Annotated in this window: 14 protein-coding genes; 4 read left to right on the top strand and 10 right to left on the bottom strand. The window is 36.1% G+C overall.

The window, feature by feature from the left end; translation table 11 throughout:
• Positions 1–2: 2 nt before the first annotated feature.
• From V3565_RS05940 to ssb, 4 genes are all read right to left on the bottom strand, one after another.
• Complete coding sequence (locus V3565_RS05940; protein WP_455478259.1) at positions 3–584, bottom strand: peptidylprolyl isomerase; 582 nt, start codon at positions 582–584, stop codon at positions 3–5.
• Entirely contained in the window at positions 568–1,086 is a 519-nt protein-coding gene (gene coaD, locus V3565_RS05935) for a pantetheine-phosphate adenylyltransferase (RefSeq protein WP_455478878.1), read from the bottom strand. The genes V3565_RS05940 and coaD overlap by 17 nt, the downstream gene beginning before the upstream one ends.
• A 24-nt stretch (positions 1,087–1,110) precedes the next feature.
• Positions 1,111–3,888, bottom strand: a complete 2,778-nt coding sequence (gene gyrA, locus V3565_RS05930) for a DNA gyrase subunit A (RefSeq protein WP_455478258.1) — start codon at positions 3,886–3,888, stop codon at positions 1,111–1,113.
• 192 nt (positions 3,889–4,080) lie between these two features.
• Positions 4,081–4,584, bottom strand: coding sequence for a single-stranded DNA-binding protein (gene ssb, locus V3565_RS05925; RefSeq protein WP_455478257.1), 504 nt, complete (start codon positions 4,582–4,584; stop codon positions 4,081–4,083).
• A 216-nt stretch (positions 4,585–4,800) separates the two neighbouring features.
• Here ssb and uvrA point away from each other — a divergent pair, with 216 nt between their 5' ends.
• The 4 genes from uvrA (at position 4,801) to V3565_RS05905 (ending at position 10,464) form a co-directional block, all read left to right on the top strand.
• Positions 4,801–7,704: an excinuclease ABC subunit UvrA gene (uvrA, locus tag V3565_RS05920; RefSeq protein WP_455478256.1), complete on the top strand. Its 2,904-nt coding sequence runs from the start codon at positions 4,801–4,803 to the stop codon at positions 7,702–7,704.
• Between the two features lie 258 nt (positions 7,705–7,962).
• Positions 7,963–8,301, top strand: a complete 339-nt coding sequence (locus V3565_RS05915) for a P-II family nitrogen regulator (RefSeq protein WP_455478255.1) — start codon at positions 7,963–7,965, stop codon at positions 8,299–8,301.
• A 52-nt stretch (positions 8,302–8,353) separates the two neighbouring features.
• A complete protein-coding gene (glnA, locus tag V3565_RS05910) occupies positions 8,354–9,763 on the top strand; it encodes a type I glutamate--ammonia ligase (protein WP_455478254.1) in 1,410 nt (469 codons plus the stop codon).
• 155 nt (positions 9,764–9,918) lie between these two features.
• Positions 9,919–10,464 carry a hypothetical protein gene (locus tag V3565_RS05905; RefSeq protein WP_455478253.1) on the top strand — a complete coding sequence of 182 codons (546 nt, stop codon included), beginning with the start codon at positions 9,919–9,921 and terminating at the stop codon, positions 10,462–10,464.
• Between the two features lie 43 nt (positions 10,465–10,507).
• Here V3565_RS05905 and V3565_RS05900 read toward each other — a convergent pair whose 3' ends face one another.
• From V3565_RS05900 to V3565_RS05875, 6 genes are all read right to left on the bottom strand, one after another.
• Positions 10,508–11,290 (bottom strand): ATP12 family chaperone protein, encoded by a 783-nt coding sequence (locus V3565_RS05900; protein ID WP_455478252.1) that lies wholly within the window; start codon positions 11,288–11,290, stop codon positions 10,508–10,510.
• 207 nt (positions 11,291–11,497) lie between these two features.
• The gene (locus V3565_RS05895; protein ID WP_455478251.1) at positions 11,498–12,481 is read right to left on the bottom strand and encodes an RluA family pseudouridine synthase; all 984 of its coding nucleotides are present in this window, start codon (positions 12,479–12,481) and stop codon (positions 11,498–11,500) included.
• 1,205 nt (positions 12,482–13,686) lie between these two features.
• Entirely contained in the window at positions 13,687–16,374 is a 2,688-nt protein-coding gene (gene alaS / locus V3565_RS05890; protein ID WP_455478250.1) for an alanine--tRNA ligase, read from the bottom strand.
• A gap of 214 nt (positions 16,375–16,588) precedes the next feature.
• Positions 16,589–17,632: a recombinase RecA gene (recA, locus tag V3565_RS05885; RefSeq protein ID WP_455478249.1), complete on the bottom strand. Its 1,044-nt coding sequence runs from the start codon at positions 17,630–17,632 to the stop codon at positions 16,589–16,591.
• A gap of 676 nt (positions 17,633–18,308) precedes the next feature.
• On the bottom strand, positions 18,309–19,622 hold the full coding sequence (locus V3565_RS05880; protein ID WP_455478248.1) for a replication-associated recombination protein A: 1,314 nt from the start codon (positions 19,620–19,622) through the stop codon (positions 18,309–18,311).
• An 8-nt stretch (positions 19,623–19,630) separates the two neighbouring features.
• The gene (locus V3565_RS05875; protein ID WP_455478247.1) at positions 19,631–21,022 is read right to left on the bottom strand and encodes a DegQ family serine endoprotease; all 1,392 of its coding nucleotides are present in this window, start codon (positions 21,020–21,022) and stop codon (positions 19,631–19,633) included.
• Positions 21,023–21,151 lie beyond the last annotated feature (129 nt).

Genomic DNA, 21,151 nt, shown 5'->3' with positions numbered 1-21,151 from the left:
ACTTACCTATCAGCTTGTAAATAAGCAGCATGAATAATATCAGGATTCGTCACAGATCCATTATTACTTGTAGCTCCTTTTTTAATTTTATCAACCACATCCATTCCCTTTATAACCTCTCCGACAACAGTATATTGGCCATTTAAAAAATCAGCATCATTAAAACAAATGAAAAACTGAGAATTTGCTGAATGAGGATCCTGTGAACGTGCCATACCAACAACGCCACGTTTAAATGGCTGCTTTGAAAATTCCGCTGGTATATTAGGATAATTTGATCCACCTGTACCAACGCGCTTAAGATCAAAATCTGTACTATCTTTTTTTCCAAATTTCACATCACCAGTCTGTGCCATAAAACCATCAATAACACGATGAAATACAACATTATTATAAGCACCTTCCTCTGTTAATTTCTTAATTTGTGCAACGTGTTTCGGAGCAAGATCAGGACGCAAACGAATAATCACATCACCATTTTTAAGAGATAAAACAAGAAAATTTGAATCGTTTGCTGTAGCATTCAATGAAAAAAAGCAAAAAATACATGCTAAAAAGACAAAAATTCTAAGATACACAATCATTTTTCCCTAAAAATTGAAATTTCAAACACAAAGCTTTTGCAACATTAGAAGGCACAAAAGGTGTAACATCACCTCCCATAGAGGCAATTTGACGCACCAATGAGGAGGTTATCATACGCCCAGAAACACTTGCTGGTAAAAAAACAGTCGGTAATTCAGGAACCATCATGCTGTTCATCCCTGCCATCTTCATTTCATAATCAAAATCACTACCATCACGCAATCCACGAATAAGAAATGAAGCACCAATTTCCCGGGCCTTATCAATCAAAAGCGTATCAAATGAAATGATCTGCAATCGATCAGAATCTGCACCTAACAAATCTTTTTGGACTTGTACAATTAAATCAACGCGCTCTTCGAAACTAAAGAGCGATTGCTTTTTAGCTTGTATACCGACAGCAACAACCACCTTATCGGCTAAAGCTAAGCCTCCTCGTAAAACATCAAGATGGCCATTAGTAAGAGGATCAAAAGAACCTGCATAAAGAGCAATTTTCATCATTATACTCCACTACTTCTGCAATTATTCCTCTTTGATAATAGCAATCGTATCAGAATTCTTTTCACCTTCATTACCTAATTGGCTAACATCATCTTCAGACTCAGAGATACGCTCGACGGATACAACTTTTTCACCTTCAGCTGTATTAAAGATCATTACCCCCTTAGTTGAACGGCCAGCTATACGAATACCATCAACAGGAACACGAATAAGTTTTCCTCCATCTGTCACTAACATAATTTGATCTTGTGTCTTCACGGGAAAAGCTGCTACTAACTTACCAATTTCAACTGTCTTGGATAAATCTGTAGCACGGATCCCTTTTCCGCCACGTCCTGAAATACGAAATTCATATGAAGAAGATCGTTTTCCATAACCAAACTCGCTAACTGTTAAAAGCATTTGCTCACTAGACTTAAGCTCTGCATAACGTTCATCTGTCAGCTCTGTTTCAATTCCTGCATCATCATCAAGAATTAGGACATCTTCAGCATCAGCACCAGCTGCACGCCGTTCATTAATTGCACGTTTAATATAAGCTGAACGCTCAATTGGTGTCGCCTCAACATGCTCTAAAATAGTCATAGAAATAACTCTATCACCCTTAGCCAAATTAATACCACGTACCCCGATTGAATTACGCCCCGCGAATACACGAACCTCAACGACTGGAAAACGAATACATTGCCCATTAGCTGTTGTCAGAACAACGTCATCACCTTCTGTACAAGTTTCTACAGAAAGAATTTCATCTCCTTCTTCATCCAGTTTCATAGCAATCTTACCATTACGATTAACCTGAACGAAGTCCGATAATTTATTGCGACGCACAGTTCCACGAGTCGTTGTAAACATGACATCCAATGCGCTCCAACTCGCTTCATTTTCTGGCAAAGGCATAATCGTTGTTATGCGCTCACCTTGCTGTAATGGAAGCACATTGATAAGAGCCCGACCGCGCGATTGCGGCGTACCAATAGGTAAACGCCAAACTTTTTCTTTATAAACAATTCCACGTGATGAAAAGAAAAGAACAGGTGTATGAGTATTGACCACAAACAAACGAGTTACAAAGTCCTCATTTTTTGTAGACATACCAGAACGTCCCTTACCGCCACGACGTTGTGCACGGTATGTATTGAGAGGTACACGCTTAATATATCCGCTATGACTAACTGTTACTACCATATCTTCCGGCGTAATAAGATCTTCATTATCCATATCAGCACTGCCAAAACCAAAGGCAGTGCGCCGAGGAGTTGCAAATGCTTCACGAAGAGCATTTAATTCGTCCTTAACAATATTCATAATCCGTAAACGTGATGCTAAAATATGGAGGTAATCAGAGATATCCACTCCAATTTTGTTCAATTCATCAGAAATTTCATCACGCCCAAGCGCTGTCAATCTTTGCAAACGCAATTCCAAAATAGCACGAGCTTGTTCTTCAGATAAATTATAAGTACTATCTTCATGAATAATGTGACGAGGATCATCGATAAGCTTAATCAAAGGCGCGACATCAGCTGCAGGCCAGCGTCGTTCCATTAATTGGACGCGTGCTGTTTGGGGATCAGGTGCGTTTCGAATTAATGATATAATCTCATCAATATTAGCGACAGCAATAGCAAGACCAACCAAAACATGCGCACGCTCACGTGCCTTACGCAAAAGATACTTTGTTCTTCTACTAACTACTTCTTCCCGAAAAGAAACAAATGCACGAAGCATATCAAGCAACGACATTTGTTCAGGCTTTCCCCCATTTAACGCAACCATGTTACAACCAAAAGAAGTTTGCAGCGGTGTATAACGATACAACTGATTTAAGACAACATCTGCAACAACATCTCTCTTAAGCTCAATAACAACTCGATACCCATCACGATCAGATTCATCACGTAAATCAGAAACCCCTTCAATACGCTTATCACGCACCAATTCTGCCATTTTTTCAATCATTGCTGCTTTATTAACTTGATAAGGTATTTCACTTACGATAATTGCCTGTCGACCATTACGAATTTCTTCAATATTAACCTTAGCACGCATCACGATCGAACCACGTCCTGTTTCATAAGCAGAACGAATACCAGAAAGGCCAAGAATAATACCACCTGTGGGAAAATCAGGGCCAGGAATAATTTTAATTATCTCATCAAGCGTTATATCAGGATTATCAATCAAAGCGATACAACCATCAACGATTTCACCAAGATTATGGGGAGGAATATTTGTTGCCATACCTACAGCAATACCACCTGATCCATTAACCAAAAGATTAGGGAAACGTGCTGGTAAAACCATAGGTTCACGTTCACGCCCATCATAATTGTCCTGAAAATCAACAGTATCTTTGTCTATATCAGCTAAAAGCTCTTCCGAAATTTTCTCTAAACGACATTCTGTATAGCGCATCGCCGCAGGCGGATCACCATCAACAGAACCAAAATTTCCTTGACCATCAATTAACGGATTTCGCAGAGAGAAATCTTGCGCCATACGCACCAACGCATCATAAATTGAAGCATCACCATGAGGATGGAATTTCCCCATAACTTCACCAATAACACCTGCAGATTTACGATAAGATTTATCAAAAGAAAGCCCCATTTCATTCATAGCATGAAGAATGCGCCGATGAACGGGTTTTAGACCATCACGCACATCAGGTAGTGCACGTGCAACAATCACGCTCATCGCATAATCGAGATAAGAGCGCTGCATTTCATCAATAATACTAATTGGTTTAATATCGGTCAGAACATCACGTTCTGGTAGCGAAATAATATCAGTCACAGCTTCAAGACTTTCAAATAAAGAATCACTTTACTCTATTGTATCGAAAAATACACCAAAATGCTAATTTCTCTCCCATGACAAGAGAGAAATTTAACAATAATTTTCAATATGTTATTTATTAATATTAAATATTTTAAATCAAATGCTCAGAATTCAATTTCCTAAATCGCAAAAATCTAAAATGAACAATCAAAAAGGTATATCATCATCTAATTTATGCGAGAAACTCTCTCCAAACTGGCTACGAGTATGATCAAAAACATCTCTCTGATTTAGGTTACTGTCACCAAAGCTACCAACTGGCTGATTTGCACTTTGTATCTGTTCTTCGCCACCTGCTCCTCGCCCATCAAGCATTTGTAATTCGCCACGGTATTTTTGTAAAACAATCTCTGTTGTATAACGATCATGACCATTTTGATCTTGCCATTTTCGTGTCTGTAATTGACCTTCAATATAAATTTTGCTACCTTTTTTAAGATATTGTTCTACAATTTTTATGATATTTTCATTAAAAATAACGACACTATGCCACTCAGTGCGCTCTTTGCGCTCATTTGTATTGCGATCGCGCCAACTTTCTGAAGTAGCTATCCGCATATTTGCCACTTGGTCACCAGAATTCAAACGGCGAATTTCAGGATCTGCACCAAGGTTACCAATTAAAATCACTTTATTAAGGCTACCAGCCATCGCATAAACTCCAAAGTCATAAAATATTCGATTGTAACAAAAAATCACAACAACGTATAGTTTATTTCATCTTTAAGAATAAAAAGCTTCTTTCTTTTTTATACACAACCTACGCTCTCGTCCCATGTTACAATAGTAAAATACATTGTAATTACCAAAAAACAGTTTTATTTCATAATAAATGTTCAATTATTGTCACATATGCCAAGGATAAACATGGCTCATCAAAAATACATATCCATTCGTGGCGCGCGTGAGCATAACTTGAAAAATATTGATCTGGATCTCCCGCGTGATAAGCTAATCGTAATAACAGGACTTTCAGGATCAGGTAAATCATCCTTAGCTTTTGATACGATTTACGCCGAAGGTCAACGCCGCTATGCGGAAAGTCTTTCAGCTTATGCGCGTCAATTTTTGGAAATGATGCAAAAACCAGATGTTGACCAAATAGAAGGTCTCTCTCCATCCATTTCTATTGAACAAAAAACCACCAGCCGCAACCCCCGTTCAACAGTAGGCACTACCACCGAAATTTACGACTATATGCGGCTTCTTTTTGCACGCATTGGCGTTCCTTATTCTCCTGCTACGGGACTTCCCATTGAAGGCAGAACAGTAAGCCAAATGGTCGATCAAATTATGAATTTACCAGAAGGTACACGGATTTTTATCATGGCACCCTTAGTGCGAGGACGAAAAGGAGAATATAAAAAAGAGCTAACAGAACTTTTTAAAAAGGGGTTTCAGCGTGTAAAAGTTGATGGTAAATTCTACGAAATTCCTGATATTCCTTCTCTTGATAAAAAATATAAACATGACATAGACGTAGTAGTTGATCGAATCATTATGCGTAATGATATTACATCTCGATTAGCAGACAGCATAGAAACTTGCTTACAATTAGCTGATGGACTGGCAATCGCTGAAATGACAGACCAACCCTTAAACACAAAAGAGTCAACTAATAAATCAAAAAATGAAACACATAAACGGCTTATTTTTTCAGAAAAGTTTGCTTGTCCTGTATCCGGTTTTTCTATTCCTGAAATTGAGCCGCGTCTATTCTCATTCAACAATCCTTTTGGAGCTTGTCCTGTTTGCGATGGTCTTGGTATCAAAGAGGCAATCGACCCCAAAAGAATCATCCCTAATGAAAACCTTACTTTAAAATCTGGAGCTATTGCACCTTGGTCTAAATCATCATCACCGTATTACACCCAGACTTTAGAAGCATTGGGTAAAGCCTGTGGATTTAAACTCACAGATGAGTGGTGCACACTTTCAGATGAAGCGAAAAATACTATTTTATACGGTACAAAAACAAAAAAAATTCCCTTTGTTTATAAAGACAGCAAACGATCTTACACAACACACCAACACTTCGAAGGCATAATCCCAAATATGGAGCGAAAATGGAAAGAATCTGATTCTTCGTGGCAACGTGAAGAGATCCAGAATTACATATCTTCTTCACCTTGTCCAACATGTTATGGTTATCGCTTAAAACCAGAGGCACTAGCTATAAAAATCAATGGGATGCATATTGGGCAAATATCAGAACTTTCTATCTTAAAAGCAGATGATTGGTTTGCAAACGTCGGTAAATATTTAACTGAAAAACAACACAATATCGCAACACCCATCTTAAAAGAAATTCGCGCACGCTTAGCATTTTTGAAACATGTTGGACTTGAATATCTTACCTTATCTCGAACTTCAGGAACACTTTCAGGTGGAGAAAGTCAACGTATTCGACTGGCATCTCAAATTGGCTCTGGTCTTACAGGCGTCCTATATGTTTTAGATGAACCATCCATTGGTTTACACCAGCGCGATAATGAACGACTTTTAAAAACACTTTGCCATTTACGCGATCTTGGGAATACAGTTATAGTGGTTGAGCATGATGAAGATGCTATTCTTTCTGCAGACTACGTTGTTGATATCGGTCCTTCCGCAGGCATTCATGGCGGAAAAATCATAGCCCAAGGATCCCCCCAAGAAATCATTAAGAACCCATCTTCTCTTACAGGTCAATATCTTTCTGGAAAGATGACCGTTTCTATTCCTGCTCAAAGACGTAAAATATCAAAATCAAAAACACTCAAAATTATAGGTGCAAGAGGCAATAACCTAAAAAATATCAGTACTGAAATCCCCCTTGGAACATTTACCTGCATAACTGGTATTTCAGGTGGAGGAAAATCCACATTCCTCATTGAAACCATTTTTAAAGCAGCATCACGTAATCTCATGGGAAGCCATCAAATCCCAGCAACATACGACAAAATTGAAGGATTGGAATTTCTTGATAAAGTTATTGATATCGATCAATCGCCCATTGGGCGCACACCACGTTCTAATCCAGCAACCTATACAGGTGCATTTACATCAATTCGTGATTGGTTTTCTGAACTTCCTGAATCAAAAGCGCGCGGTTATAAACCAGGGCGCTTTTCATTTAATGTTAAAGGAGGACGATGCGAAGCATGTCAAGGAGATGGTGTTATAAAAATTGAAATGCACTTTTTACCTGATATGTATGTTACTTGCGATGTCTGTCAAGGAAAACGATATAATAGAGAAACACTGGAAGTGAAATTTAAAGGAAAATCTATTGCTGATATCCTTGATATGACAGTTGAAAAAGCAGAAGAGTTTTTCCAAGCAGTTCCTTCCATTCATAACAAAATGAAAACCCTCATAACTGTTGGCCTCGGCTACATTAAAGTTGGACAGCAAGCGACAACACTTTCTGGTGGAGAAGCACAACGAGTAAAACTCGCTAAGGAACTTTCACGAAAAACAACAGGACGTACGCTCTACATTTTAGATGAACCAACAACAGGTTTACATTTTCATGACATATCAAAACTTCTTGAAGTACTACATGAACTTGTCGATCAAGGTAATACAGTCATGGTAATTGAACATAATCTTGAAGTCATAAAGACAGCAGACTGGATTATTGATTTAGGACCAGAAGGTGGAGATGGTGGTGGTAAAATTGTTACAGCTGGACGTCCCGAAGATATCATTAATGTCCCTGCTTCTTATACCGGAAAATTTCTAAAAAAAATTCTCAAACGTCGCCCTTTACATGGTACAAAGTCTTAAAAAAGACTTCAATATAAAAAGTATATAAAAGCATAATAAGAAAAAATAAAACTAAAATATTTCTTACTGTATCATTGAATCGTTTTATAAAAATCGTACCCTTTCTTCTATAAAGTAATAGCTATTTATTTTCTTCTGCAAAAAAATCTTTCTAATTTGACTTTTCCGTGTAGAAAGTATCTGTTGGTACATCTTATAGCTGTCAATATAATATATTGCAGTCTAAAAGGATAAAATAACGTTGGAGATAATTTCAGCATGAAAAAAATTGAAGCCATTATAAAACCTTTTAAACTTGATGAAGTAAAAGAAGCGCTTCAAAAGATCGGTTTACATGCCATAACCGTAACAGAAGCAAAAGGTTTTGGCCGTCAAAAAGAACATACAGAACTTTATCGTGGTGCTCAATATGTTGTTGATTTTCTACCTAAAATAAAAATTGAAATTGTTGTTATAGATGAAAAGTTGGAACAAGTCGTTGATGTAATACGTAAAGCTGCTCAAACAAAACATATTGGAGATGGAAAAATATTTGTTTCCTCCATCGATAAAGCCATTCGTATCAGTACCGATGAATCTGGAATCGATACCATTTAACATTCATAGAGTTTTTTACTTTTATTCCCCTAGTACAATAAGGAAATTAAATATGACAACCGCATCAGATGTTCTTAAACAGATTACAGACAATGACATACGTTTTATAGATCTACGCTTTACCGATCCCCGAGGGAAATTACATCATGTCACAATGGATATTGCAGAAGTCAATGAAGATACATTTATCGATGGTGTTATGTTTGATGGTTCTTCAATTGCTGGATGGAAAACAATTAATGAGTCAGACATGGTATTGATGCCAGATCCTGAAACAGCGCATCTTGATCCTTTTTTCGCTCAATCTACTTTGATCCTATTTTGTGACGTGCTTGATCCTGTTTCTGGAGAATTTTATCGTAGAGATCCTCGTTCTATTGCTAAAAGAGCGGAAATTTATATGAAATCTTTAGGTATTGGAGATACAATTAATATAGGTCCAGAAGCAGAATTTTTTATCTTTGATGATGTAAGATACAAAACTGATCCTTACAATACAGGGTTTAAACTCAATTCAAGTGAACTTCCATTAAATGATGATACTGTATACGATATGGGAAATCTCGGTCACCGTCCAAGAATGAAGGGGGGTTATTTCCCAGTTCCTCCTATAGATTCCTGTCAAGACATGCGATCCGAAATGCTAACAGCACTAAAAGATATGGGAGTCCGTGTTGAAAAGCACCATCATGAAGTCGCTGCTGCTCAACATGAATTAGGTATTCGTTTTGATACTTTAGTTCGCGAAGCGGATAAAATGCAAATTTTTAAATATGTTGTGCATCAAATAGCAAACAGTTATGGAAAAACAGCAACCTTTATGCCTAAACCAGTTTTTGGTGACAACGGTTCAGGAATGCATGTACATATATCCATTTGGAAAGATGGAAAACCAGTCTTTGCAGGAAATGAATATGCTGGACTATCAGAAACTTGTCTATTCTTTATTGGTGGTGTTATTAAGCATGCAAAAGCAGTTAATGCTCTTACAAACCCATCTACAAATTCCTATAAGCGTTTAGTTCCTGGTTACGAAGCTCCAGTTCTACTTGCATATTCTGCGCGTAATCGTTCTGCGTCTTGCCGTATTCCAATGAGTTCTTCACCAAATTCAAAACGCGTCGAAGTACGTTTCCCAGATCCAACAGCAAATCCGTATTTAGCATTTTCAGCACTCTTAATGGCTGGTCTAGATGGAATAAAAAATAAGATCCATCCTGGACAAGCTATGGATAAAGATCTTTATGATTTACCACCAAAAGAACTCGGAGAAATTTCTACAGTATCAGGAAGTCTGCGTGAAGCATTGGAAGAACTTGATAAAGATCGTGGATTTCTTAAAGCTGGCGATGTTTTTGATGATGATCAGATTAATTCCTTTATTGAATTGAAAATGCAAGAAGTTTTACGATACGAAACAACTCCACATCCCGTTGAATTTGACATGTATTATTCTGTTTAAAAAATAACTCATTATTTTTAAATTAGAAAATTGAGATTATCCCTCCATTTTTGTGGGATATTTTTCTTCTCAAAGAGTAAAATGAACTATTTATTAACAGGCTTTTCCTTTATAAGCTTAGCTAAATTTATTTAAATCAATTATCAAGGTCTTCAATGCTGCGAATTCTTTCTTTCTTCTTTATCCTTTTACACTTTTCTTTTATCACATCAGTAGTTCAAGCCTATACAATTACCAATCAAGAACTTACAACTCTTGAAAAAGCCGCATTTGCGTACAGTAAAGCAATTCAAAATGCAGATGTAGATGCCATCTTAAATGCTATTCCTCCCCAAATCATAGATAGTTTAACCACCAAAAAGAATCTTAGTAAATCACAATTCCAGCAAATCATGAAAAACCAACTAAAACAGTTGGCGGAAAATTATAAAATTGAAAATATCCAAATCAATCAAAAGCAAAAACGTGAAGGAAAACTTGATAATAATATTCCCTATTTTGTTATACCCTTAAAGTTTGTAATCACAATGAATTCAGGAGAAAAATGCTCTATCCAAACTGAAATTATTGCCCTTCTTGACAATAAGCAGTGGTATTTTCTACGTGGTAATGATAGGTTAATCTTAAATATAACCAATGAGGCACTTCCTGGACTTGAAAAGATAAAAATAAATCCTCAAAAAATCACGAAAATACTATAGTCAAAAAATGATTGCATATGCATAAATGAAGACAATTTAAACCTTACAAGCACTCAGTGATTATTGTAACTGCTGCGTTAAATTCAGCTTGTTTGTGTGCTCGTCGTGCTAATGTTTCCTCATCTGTTTTCCATTGTTCCATTGTCCAGTTTTCATCTAAATGCGCGATATCCCAAGCATAATCGGGATCAATTTTTCTAGCAGCAATAGCGAAAGCGATAATAACTGACCCCGTTAAGGTTGTCATTGTATGAAGTGCAGCAAGCATATAAGGAGACTCTACTCTGCGTAAATAATTGCTCACTGCTTGAATAGATTCTCTAGGTTGTTCAATATACATAAGTCCTTCTGTCACGTTAAAACGCGAACCAAGTTCTTCTTCTATCCAATCTAACAAAGGATCCCACTGTTGACATTGTCGTTGTACTAACTCTTTCGGAGATTTTGCACGATAAAAAATCATATCGCATGCAACAAAACGTAATAAGTCTTCGAAAAGAACTTGCATATTGCCAGCTATGCCATCAATCACTGTATTAACAAAACGTGTAATTGGCATTTTCACTGGATCCATAACCTCTTTCTGATTCTCAAATTCTTGAGCTACTAGTTCAGCAAATACTTTTGTTGGCACGAGAAATTGGTGTTTAGCTGGTGTTTTAACTGGGCATTCATCTAATAATATAGAAAATCCCCTCTCCTCACATGTAATTTTTACTTTTTTATAAAATCGCTTAGGTAGTGGCTGGCATGAAAGTTTTTGAGTTTTATGAATAGAATTATTTTTATTCAATGGCATATCAAAATAGTCCAAATTTTCATACATATCACCCCATCCGTACTATTTTCAACGAATCTTCTGACCTTTCTCGAAGAGAACCTGTACCAACCTTTTCAAAAACAGACACAGCACAATAATTGTTTAAAATATCAATAAGCATGCAAACCAATATCATCATCTGTGTAGCAAAACTTATACCATCAATGACAGAATATGTTCACACATAAGTAAATAGAATAAACTGTTTTTTTATTATTCTGTATTATCATTAATTTCATTCAAAGCCAAAAGATTAAAACTTTGCTGCATATGAGGTGGTAAAGGTGCAACAATATCCAATATGCCTCCTGAAGGATGAGGTATACGAATACGACGTGCATGAAGATGAAGTCGATTTTGAATTCCTCTTGGTAAATTCCAATTACTATCCGAAAAGAAATATTTTGAATCACCTATGATAGGATGATTCATATAAGCAGCATGCACACGTAACTGATGTGTTCTTCCAGTATAAGGTTCCATTTCAAGCAATGAAAGATTTCGCCCTCTTGTATCTAAAACGCGATAGTAGGAAACTGCATGACTAGAGTCTGGTTCTCCATGTTCACAAACACGCATTTTATCACCTTGATCAGTTACTTCTTTAACCATCCATGTTGAAATTTTATCCTGTTTTTTTCTGGGTACCCCCCTCACCAACGCCCAATAAACTTTTTTTATTTCCCTTGCTCTAAAAGCAGCGGTCAAAGCCTGCGCAGCCCCTCTTGATCTCGCAACGAGTAGCACACCCGACGTTTCACGATCAAGACGATGAACCAAACGTGGTTTTTCACCTTTTTTATTGCGCCATACCTCAAGCATACTATCCACATGGCGCGTTAAGCCAGAACCACCCTGTACAGCTAAACCTGCAGGTTTATTAAAAACAAAAATTTTTGCATCTTCATAGAGCAACATTCTTTTCAAAATTACTCTATCATCCTGTCCACGAATAATCTTATCCGTTAAAGGAAAATTCTCTCTTTCATTGACAGACAAAGGTGGTACACGAATGGATTGCCCCATGACGATACGCGTATCAGCTTTAACGCGCCTACCATCAACACGTATTTGACCAGAACGCAAAAATTTTTGTAAATATCCAAACTCAAGTCTTGGATAATGCACCTTAAACCAGCGATCTAAGCGCATTCCACTTTCGTCTGCTTCAACTTTTTTTATTTCTACACCTACCACTACAGTTCCCTTGCCACATAATTTTATTTACCAATTTTTATGCTATGTCTGTATTAAGTACAAAAATCAATATCATATGCGATTGGATTCATCATACAGAATTATAGTCAATATCTAAACATTTCATCTTTTTATAATTTAAACTTTATCATTTACAAAACAAACCACTACAAGAAGTTATAACATTTGTACCTATGATATGGATATTGGTATCATTCGTATCTCTATTCAAAATTTATGTAAGCAACCTTCTCTCATCTTAAAAAACGCATATCTTTTGATCTATAAAAACAATGTTACATTATCTGTTATTGTCATTATGGAATTAATTTTGTTTGGATACACCGTTTCTTTATATTGCAGAGAAATCAAATATTTTTCTGACTCCTATAATTTAGTATGTTGTCATATTTTAATATTCTTACTTATGTCTTTGTTGCTCATAGCGCTGACCTCTTAGCATATGATATAAGAAAACAAATTAACGATTTTAACCAACTCTTTCAACTATTCTCCTAATTTAACGCCAACAGCACGAAATTTCTAATGATTTTCATTCACATTTATATGTTATAGTTTCTACTCTATAAACTCTATATTAATCATATAGCTTGATTGTTAATCAAAAAAAGAGGGATAAACACCACTGTAAAGAGATACAATGACATCCTGTTGAAATGTATAACATATTCAACGTCTTTACTTCCATATTCTATAAAACTATAATCAAGTGAGAAAGAAAGAACGATAGAATTTCATCAACGTACAGTAATCTGCTTAAAGCACGATCCCCCTTAATTTAAATTGCTAGATCCTTGTAAATGGACAAAACTTGATAGATTCCGATGGTTGTAATAATATTTGTCTTTTTCACTTGTTTTTTTATAAAAAAGACGAATGCATGCAGATGAAACTATTGTTTTTTATATTTGCGCAATTAGCAATTAATCATCTGAATTGTATTAAAACAGAATATATAGTTAAAGATTCTACATAATTACATAATCAGAATTGAATTATTTTTTACTACAGTGCATGTTATTATTGATAATTCGAAATGCTAACATCATATCATTTGAAAAGCATGATCATTTAATTGAAAATGTAACTCCTGTTACATAAATCGACATGCATAACATAAACAATAGTCTGTCTTTGTAATAAAACCTAAGCCCAAACGATAAAATTTCATCTTTTGAAGATATTTAAAAGGTAGAGAATACAAAAGATGATCCTTCAAGAAAAGATTTTAATGCCATAATAGCCTCATCAGCTTTATCTCCTCTGGGGCCACCAGCTTGAGCTAAATCAGGACGACCACCACCACCTTTACCACCAAGGACATCTGACACCACACGAACCAAGTCAATAGCATTCAATATACTGCTTAAATCATCAGTAACACCAACAACGGCACTTCCCTTCCCATCTTCTGAAATACCAATAAAAGCAACCACACCAGATTCAATCTGCTTCTTTCCAGAATCCACAAATACTTTAAGATCACGCGCTGAAATATTTTCAATAACACGACCCATAAAAGAAATACCATTGATAATAACGATATCTTCTCGAGATTTTTTTAGTGCTCCATTATTCAATACAATTTTCTTGCGTGCATTATTCAATTCTTTTTCAAGTCTACGACGATCATCCAGTAAAACACGCACACGTTCTTCCACATCAGCAGGAAAAGTTTTTAAAAGATCAGCAATATCATAAATGCGCTTATTTTGATTACTGAGATAAAGGCGAGCAGCCATACCTGTTAAAGCTTCAATACGACGAACGCCAGATGCTACAGAACTTTCAGAAATAATATGAATTAAACCAATATCCCCTGTTCTTTCCACATGTGTACCTCCACAAAGCTCAACTGACCAATGCTTTTTCAATCCTTCTTGTTCAAATTGTCGACCTATAGAAACAACGCGCACTTCATCATCATATTTTTCACCAAATAATGCCATTGCTCCCTCTGAAATTGCATCATCTACAGCCATAATGCGCGTTGTTACTTCACTATTTTGCAAAATAATATCATTTGCTAAATCTTCTATTTTTTTTAATTCTTCTAAAGAAACTGATTTTGGATGAGAAAAATCAAAACGCAACCGATCCGGTGATACAAAAGAACCCTTTTGTGTAACATGAGATCCCAATATTTGACGCAGAGCCTCGTGCAGTAAATGAGTAGCAGAATGATTAGCACAAATTTTTTTACGACGAACAATATCTACAGTTAATTCTACACAATCAGATATCTTCGCTTGGCCAGATTTAACTTCTCCAATATGAATAAAAACACCATCAGCCTTTTTCTGGGTATCATGCACCTCAAAAATAAAACTTTCGCCAGAAATGATGCCACTATCACCAACTTGACCACCAGATTCGCCATAAAAAGGTGTTTGATTAACAATAATGATAGCTTTTTGCCCTGAAGAAATATGATCAACAGTTTTATCGTCTTGCACAATAGCTGTAATAACACCTTCAGCTTTTTCTGTTTTATAACCTAAAAATTCTGTAGATCCCACTTGATCACGAACAGAAAACCAAATCGTCTCTGTTATAGTTTCACCAGAGCCAGACCAATTAGCACGTGCTGCCTCTTTTTGATGTTCCATTGCTTTATCAAAAGCGTCAATATCAACAGATATTCCACGATGCCGAAGAACATCTTGCGTCAAATCAAGTGGAAAACCATATGTATCATAAAGTTTAAAAGCAATCCCACCATCAAAACGGTCTCCTTCTTCGAGATTTGTACTTGCTTCATTTAATAAAGAAATACCCCGTTCAAGAGTTTTACGAAAACGTATTTCTTCTAATTTCAAAATTTCTGAAATCAGAGATTCAGCACGTACCAATTCAGGATAAGCTTGTCCCATTTCACGGATTAATGCTGGCAATAAACGCCACATCAATGGCTCTTTAGCACCAAGAAAATGAGCATGACGCATAGCACGACGCATAATACGACGTAAAACATATCCCCTTCCTTCATTAGAAGGAAGAACACCATCAGCAATTAAAAATGCTGATGAACGAAGATGATCAGCAATAACACGATGGCTCACAATAAAATCACCAATTGCTTCAACACCTGTTATTTCTTGTGAAGCACTAATTAATGTACGAAAAATATCAATATCATAATTATCGTGAACACCCTGCAAAACAGCAGCGATACGCTCTAATCCCATACCTGTGTCAATAGAAGGGTAAGGCAATTCAACACGCTTTTCTTTGCTTACTTGCTCATACTGCATGAAAACAAGATTCCAAATTTCAATAAAACGATCTCCATCTTCATTATCACTTCCAGGAGGACCTCCAAAAATTTTATCACCATGGTCATAAAAAATCTCAGAACAGGGACCACAAGGACCTATATCCCCCATTGCCCAAAAATTATCATCCGTCGCAATACGGATAATTTTTTCATCTGGAAGACCTGAAATCTTGCGCCATAATTCAGCAGCAACATCATCACTATGATAAACAGTTACCAATAATCTATCTTTTGGAAGACAAAATTCCTTTGTTAAAAGATGCCATGCAAAAAAAATTGCTTCTTCTTTAAAGTAATCACAAAAAGAAAAATTACCTAGCATTTCAAAAAAAGTATGATGACGTGCCGTATAACCAACATTATCAAGATCGTTATGTTTTCCGCCAGCGCGAACACATTTTTGCGCAGTTACCGCCTTCTTATAAGAGCGCTGTTCAAGTCCAGTAAAAACATTTTTAAACTGCACCATCCCTGCATTTGTAAACATGAGTGTAGGATCATTTCGTGGAACAAGCGGGCTGGAAGAAAGAACTTTATGTCCATTAAGACAAAAATAATCCAGAAAAATTGACCGAATGCTATTAACACTATTCATATTAACACCTGCAGCGCACAGCACAAAAATAAAACATTCCCTTACTACAAACCCAATTTATCACAACTCATAGAGCTGATTTAATTTAGAATAAGAATTTAAAATTGGGGAGTAAACGGCCTTATACTTATATTTTGGAAAATAAAAATTTAAAAACTCTAAAAGGAACAGTTATACTTAAACAATATCCAAAAAAAACCGACATCACCCTTCATTAAATCGGTTCATCACATTCCATATTATCTGACCTTACATTTTCTAATAATTCAATCGCAATTAAACCGGCATTTTGACGTAAAGCTGTTTCAATCTCTGTAGCCACTTCCGTATTTGCACGTAAAAACTGCTTTGCGTTCTCACGCCCCTGCCCCAAACGCTGAGAATTATAAGAAAACCATGCACCAGATTTCTCAACAATGCCAACTTTGACCCCAAGATCAATCAGCTCACCTAACTTAGAAATACCTTCACCATAAATAATATCAAATTCAACTTGCTTAAACGGAGGAGCCAACTTATTTTTGACCACTTTAACGCGCGTCTGGTTACCAACAACCATGTCACGATCTTTAATTGACCCAATACGACGAATATCCAGACGAACAGAAGCATAAAACTTTAGAGCGTTTCCACCTGTTGTTGTTTCAGGCGAACCAAACATCACACCAATTTTCATACGAATCTGATTAATAAAAATAACCATACAGTTAGATCGAAAAATTGATGCTGTTAGCTTTCGTAAAGCTTTGCTCATTAATCGTGCTTGCAACCCAGGTAAAGCATCACCCATTTCACCATCAATTTCTGCACGCGGTGTCAAAGCTGCTACTGAATCAACAACGAGTACATCAACTGCACCTGAACGAACAAGTGTCTCTGTAATTTCTAACGCCTGTTCACCAGTATCTGGTTGAGAGATAAATAAATTTTCTAAATCAACACCAAGCTTACGTGCATAAATAGGATCGAGAGCATGCTCTGCATCAATAAAAGCACAAATCCCGCCACTTTTTTGTGCTTCAGCAATAGCATGAAGAGCTAGCGTTGTCTTTCCAGAACTTTCTGGTCCATAAATCTCAATGATACGTCCTTTTGGTAATCCACCTACACCCAAAGCAATATCCAAAGATAGTGAACCGGTTGGAACTGTCTCAATCTCAACAACCTGCTCTTTTTGACCAAGACGCATAATCGAGCCTTTACCGAAAGAACGTTCAATTTGTGATAGAGCAGCATCTAGAGCTTTTATTTTATCCACAATTATATCCTTAACGAGTCAAAATAATCTAGCACTCAGTGTACACCGTTCTCTCAACTGAACTAAAGCCTTGAATTTAGATTTTCACAGACTATTTCCATTATTATTCATATATTGTATCCACTACCCAATTAATGTGACAAAAAAACATACTTCCTATCATAAAATATAAAGTCTACTTCAACAAAATACTTTCTATATAAAGATAGCAGAAAAGAACTAGACACTTATATTGAATATTTATCCTATAGAAAAGAAAAAATTTAAACTTTAATATGATACTCTTTGCATGCTCTTTTTAATTTTTTATAAAAATTCAAAAGAGCATGCCTTTGCTAATCATCAAGTTATTAAGAACTATAAAATCCATCATAAATCAAAACAGCACGGTACTATACTGAACTTAAATTTTAAGGACATAGAAACCAAACAAATTATTAGATGCAAAGACAATATTTATGACTTAATTTTAAGAATACTAAATGAAACATAGTATATTTCTTCATATTTAGAATATATCAATATTATTTCTATAAATTGTATCAATAAAAAATTACTTTGATAAAATTCATTTATATTTTAAGTATAGTTTATTTTATTAATAAAATTACAATTATATCATTTATAAAAATCAGTATCAAAACAATAAAAGTTTATCTTAACTAATATTTTATTTTTAATTGTTTCGTTTTTTCCGTAATTGTTTCCACCACTCAAGGCGCTTTACAATCTCACGTTCAAAACCACGTTCTTGTGGTTGATAATAAATTTGTCTTCCAAGCTTTTCTGGAAAATATTCCTGCCCTGAAAAAGCATCTGGTTCGTCATGATCATAACGATAATCATTCCCATATCCCTCTTCTTTCATAAATTTTGTAGATGCATTCAGAATATGTTTAGGAGGAGGCAAAGAACCATTTTTATGAGCACTATGCATAGCTGCCTTATAAGCAAGATATGTTGCATTTGATTTTGGCGCAGTTGCAACATAAAGACACGCTTGTGCCAAGGCTAATTCTCCTTCGGGTGATCCCAAGTAATTATAAGCATCCTTTGCTGCATTACATATGACAAGAGCTTGAGGATCAGCCAATCCAATATCTTCAATGGCTATACGAACCAATCTGCGACAAATATATAAAGGATCTTCACCTGCATCAAGCATACGTGCTAAATAATAAAGGGAAGCATCAGGATCGGATCCACGAACTGATTTATGCAGAGCTGAAATCAAATTATAATGACCACTTTTCCCTTTATCATAAACAGGAGCACGACGCTGAACGATTTTTTGCAAAGCTATAGAATCGAATATCTCTCCTGGCTGTGCAGCACACCAAATTTTTTCCGCTAATGTTAACACCGACCGCGCATCACCGTCTGACATTCTTATCAAAACATCTCTTGCACAATCATCCAAGGGAAGAGACTTTCCCTCCACTTTTTCAGCGCGTTTCAAGAGCATATCCAAACTTTCATTATCGTGTGGGAAAAACGTCAAAACACATGCACGAGAAAGAAGAGCAGAATTCAATTCAAATGAAGGATTTTCAGTTGTTGCACCTATGAGAATTACTGTTCCATCTTCCATAACAGGAAGAAAACTATCCTGCTGCGCACGATTAAAACGATGAATTTCATCGACAAACAGAAGTGTTTGACATCCAGATACAAAACGAACCCGCGCTGCTTCAAAAATCTTCTTAAGTTCTGAAACCCCAGCAAAAATAGCAGAAACTTGCTCAAAAGCAAAATTTGTTTCAAGTGCTAATAAACGTGCAACCGTTGTTTTTCCTGTCCCTGGAGGCCCCCAAAAAATCATCGAATGAAACGAACCTGTTTCCACCATGCGTGAAAGCACACCTTTTTCTCCAATGAGATGACTTTGCCCTATTACATCTCGGAAAGAACTAGGACGCATTCTGTGTGCAAGTGGACGGTTTTTATTAACGTCAGCATCACAAAATGAAGGAAAAAAATCTTTATTCAAAAACAACCTCAACGAACAAATTGGCGAATATACACACCATCACGTTCATATTCCAATTGCCAAATACGTGAACGACTTTGCATAAGAACCTTTTTTAATTGGCTAACTGTTTGAATCTTATGGCCATTAATAACACGAAGAATATCTCCAGAACGAAAAATCCCTGCAGCATTACTCACTTCATCAATATTGGTGATCACAACACCTCTAGCATTTACAGGAAGATAAAAATATCGACTATTTTGCGCTGTTAAATCCAACACTTCAGCACCAGAAAGAGGACTATCATCAATAATCTTTTCAGATTTTAAAGCAGATTCTGGTATTGATAAAATAGTTATTTCTGTCTTAAAAATTTTTCCACCACGCAAATATTCCAAAACAAGATTCTGCCCAATGCCAGCTATCATCAGACGATATCCAAGACTATCTGGACTGTCAATTTGTATCCCTTGCACATTTAAAATAACATCACCTACTTTTAAACCAGCTTTTGCAGCAGGACTGTCGTCAACAATCTCAATGATAAGAGCACCATAAGGACGTTCTAAACCTAAACCACCTGCAATATCGGGTGTAACATTTTGAAAAGATGCACCAATATAAGGTGGCACAAAATACTTTCTTCCTCGTTTAACAGTATCAAGCATAACCTTCACAAGATTCGCTGGAATAGCAAAACCAATCCCTACAGAACCACCAGAGCGTGAATAAATAGCTGTATTAATTCCGATTAATTGTCCTTTCATGTCAATCAAAGCTCCACCAGAATTACCTGGATTAATGGCAGCATCTGTTTGAATAAAAAAGTCAAAATCAGAAATACCAACACGCGTACGTGCTTGTGCTGAAACAATACCACTTGTAACCGTTTGCCCAACACCAAAAGGATTACCAATAGCTAGAACAAGATCTCCAACTTCAACTGCATCAGAATTTCCTAAAGGAAGAACCGAAAATTTAGCACCTTTTGCATCAATTTTAAGCACAGCAATATCAGTTGCTTCATCTTTTAGCATAATCTTACTTTCAAACTCCCGCCCATCAGAAAGAGCAACTTTAATTTCATTTGCATCCTTAATGACATGGTAATTTGTAACAATCAAACCATGCGCATCAACAATAACTCCAGAACCCAACGATGATTGCTTGCGTAAAGGACGATTGTCTTTATAACGACCAAAAAATTGCTCAAAAAAGGGATCACCATCAAAAGGCGAACGCGCCATAATTTTCCGATCTGCATAAATATTTACAACAGACGGGATAGTCTTTTTAACTAAAGGAGAAAATGAAAAAGTGATTTCTGATCGTGTTTGTGGAATTTGAGCATAAGCACAATGAAGCGATATCTGTGCCATAATTATAAAAATAAACCATATAAAAAAAGAAAGCTTCATCGTTTTCTCCTCATAAAATTAATCTATTTTTTACTTAAGTAAAAAAATCACTGAGTTTCCCTATATTCCAAGGACGGTTACAACAAATATTATAAAAATAAAACAATTCAATATGGTATAATGTTCTCT

The organism is Bartonella sp. B10 (assembly GCF_053794435.1).
Note: the sequence above shows the minus strand (reverse complement) of the source record. Positions and strands in the feature narration are given on the sequence as shown.

Excerpts from the sequence above, each read along its gene's own strand:
- coaD (WP_455478878.1), bottom strand. The coding sequence starts at position 1,086 with ATGAAAATTGCTCTTTATGCAGGTTCTTTTGATCCTCTTACTAATGGC.
- V3565_RS05875 (WP_455478247.1), bottom strand. The coding sequence starts at position 21,022 with ATGAAGCTTTCTTTTTTTATATGGTTTATTTTTATAATTATGGCACAG.
- glnA (WP_455478254.1), top strand. The coding sequence starts at position 8,354 with ATGACAACCGCATCAGATGTTCTTAAACAGATTACAGACAATGACATA.
- V3565_RS05905 (WP_455478253.1), top strand. The coding sequence starts at position 9,919 with ATGCTGCGAATTCTTTCTTTCTTCTTTATCCTTTTACACTTTTCTTTT.
- alaS (WP_455478250.1), bottom strand. The coding sequence starts at position 16,374 with ATGAATAGTGTTAATAGCATTCGGTCAATTTTTCTGGATTATTTTTGT.
- V3565_RS05915 (WP_455478255.1), top strand. The coding sequence starts at position 7,963 with ATGAAAAAAATTGAAGCCATTATAAAACCTTTTAAACTTGATGAAGTA.
- V3565_RS05940 (WP_455478259.1), bottom strand. The coding sequence starts at position 584 with ATGATTGTGTATCTTAGAATTTTTGTCTTTTTAGCATGTATTTTTTGC.
- uvrA (WP_455478256.1), top strand. The coding sequence starts at position 4,801 with ATGGCTCATCAAAAATACATATCCATTCGTGGCGCGCGTGAGCATAAC.
- ssb (WP_455478257.1), bottom strand. The coding sequence starts at position 4,584 with ATGGCTGGTAGCCTTAATAAAGTGATTTTAATTGGTAACCTTGGTGCA.
- V3565_RS05900 (WP_455478252.1), bottom strand. The coding sequence starts at position 11,290 with ATGTATGAAAATTTGGACTATTTTGATATGCCATTGAATAAAAATAAT.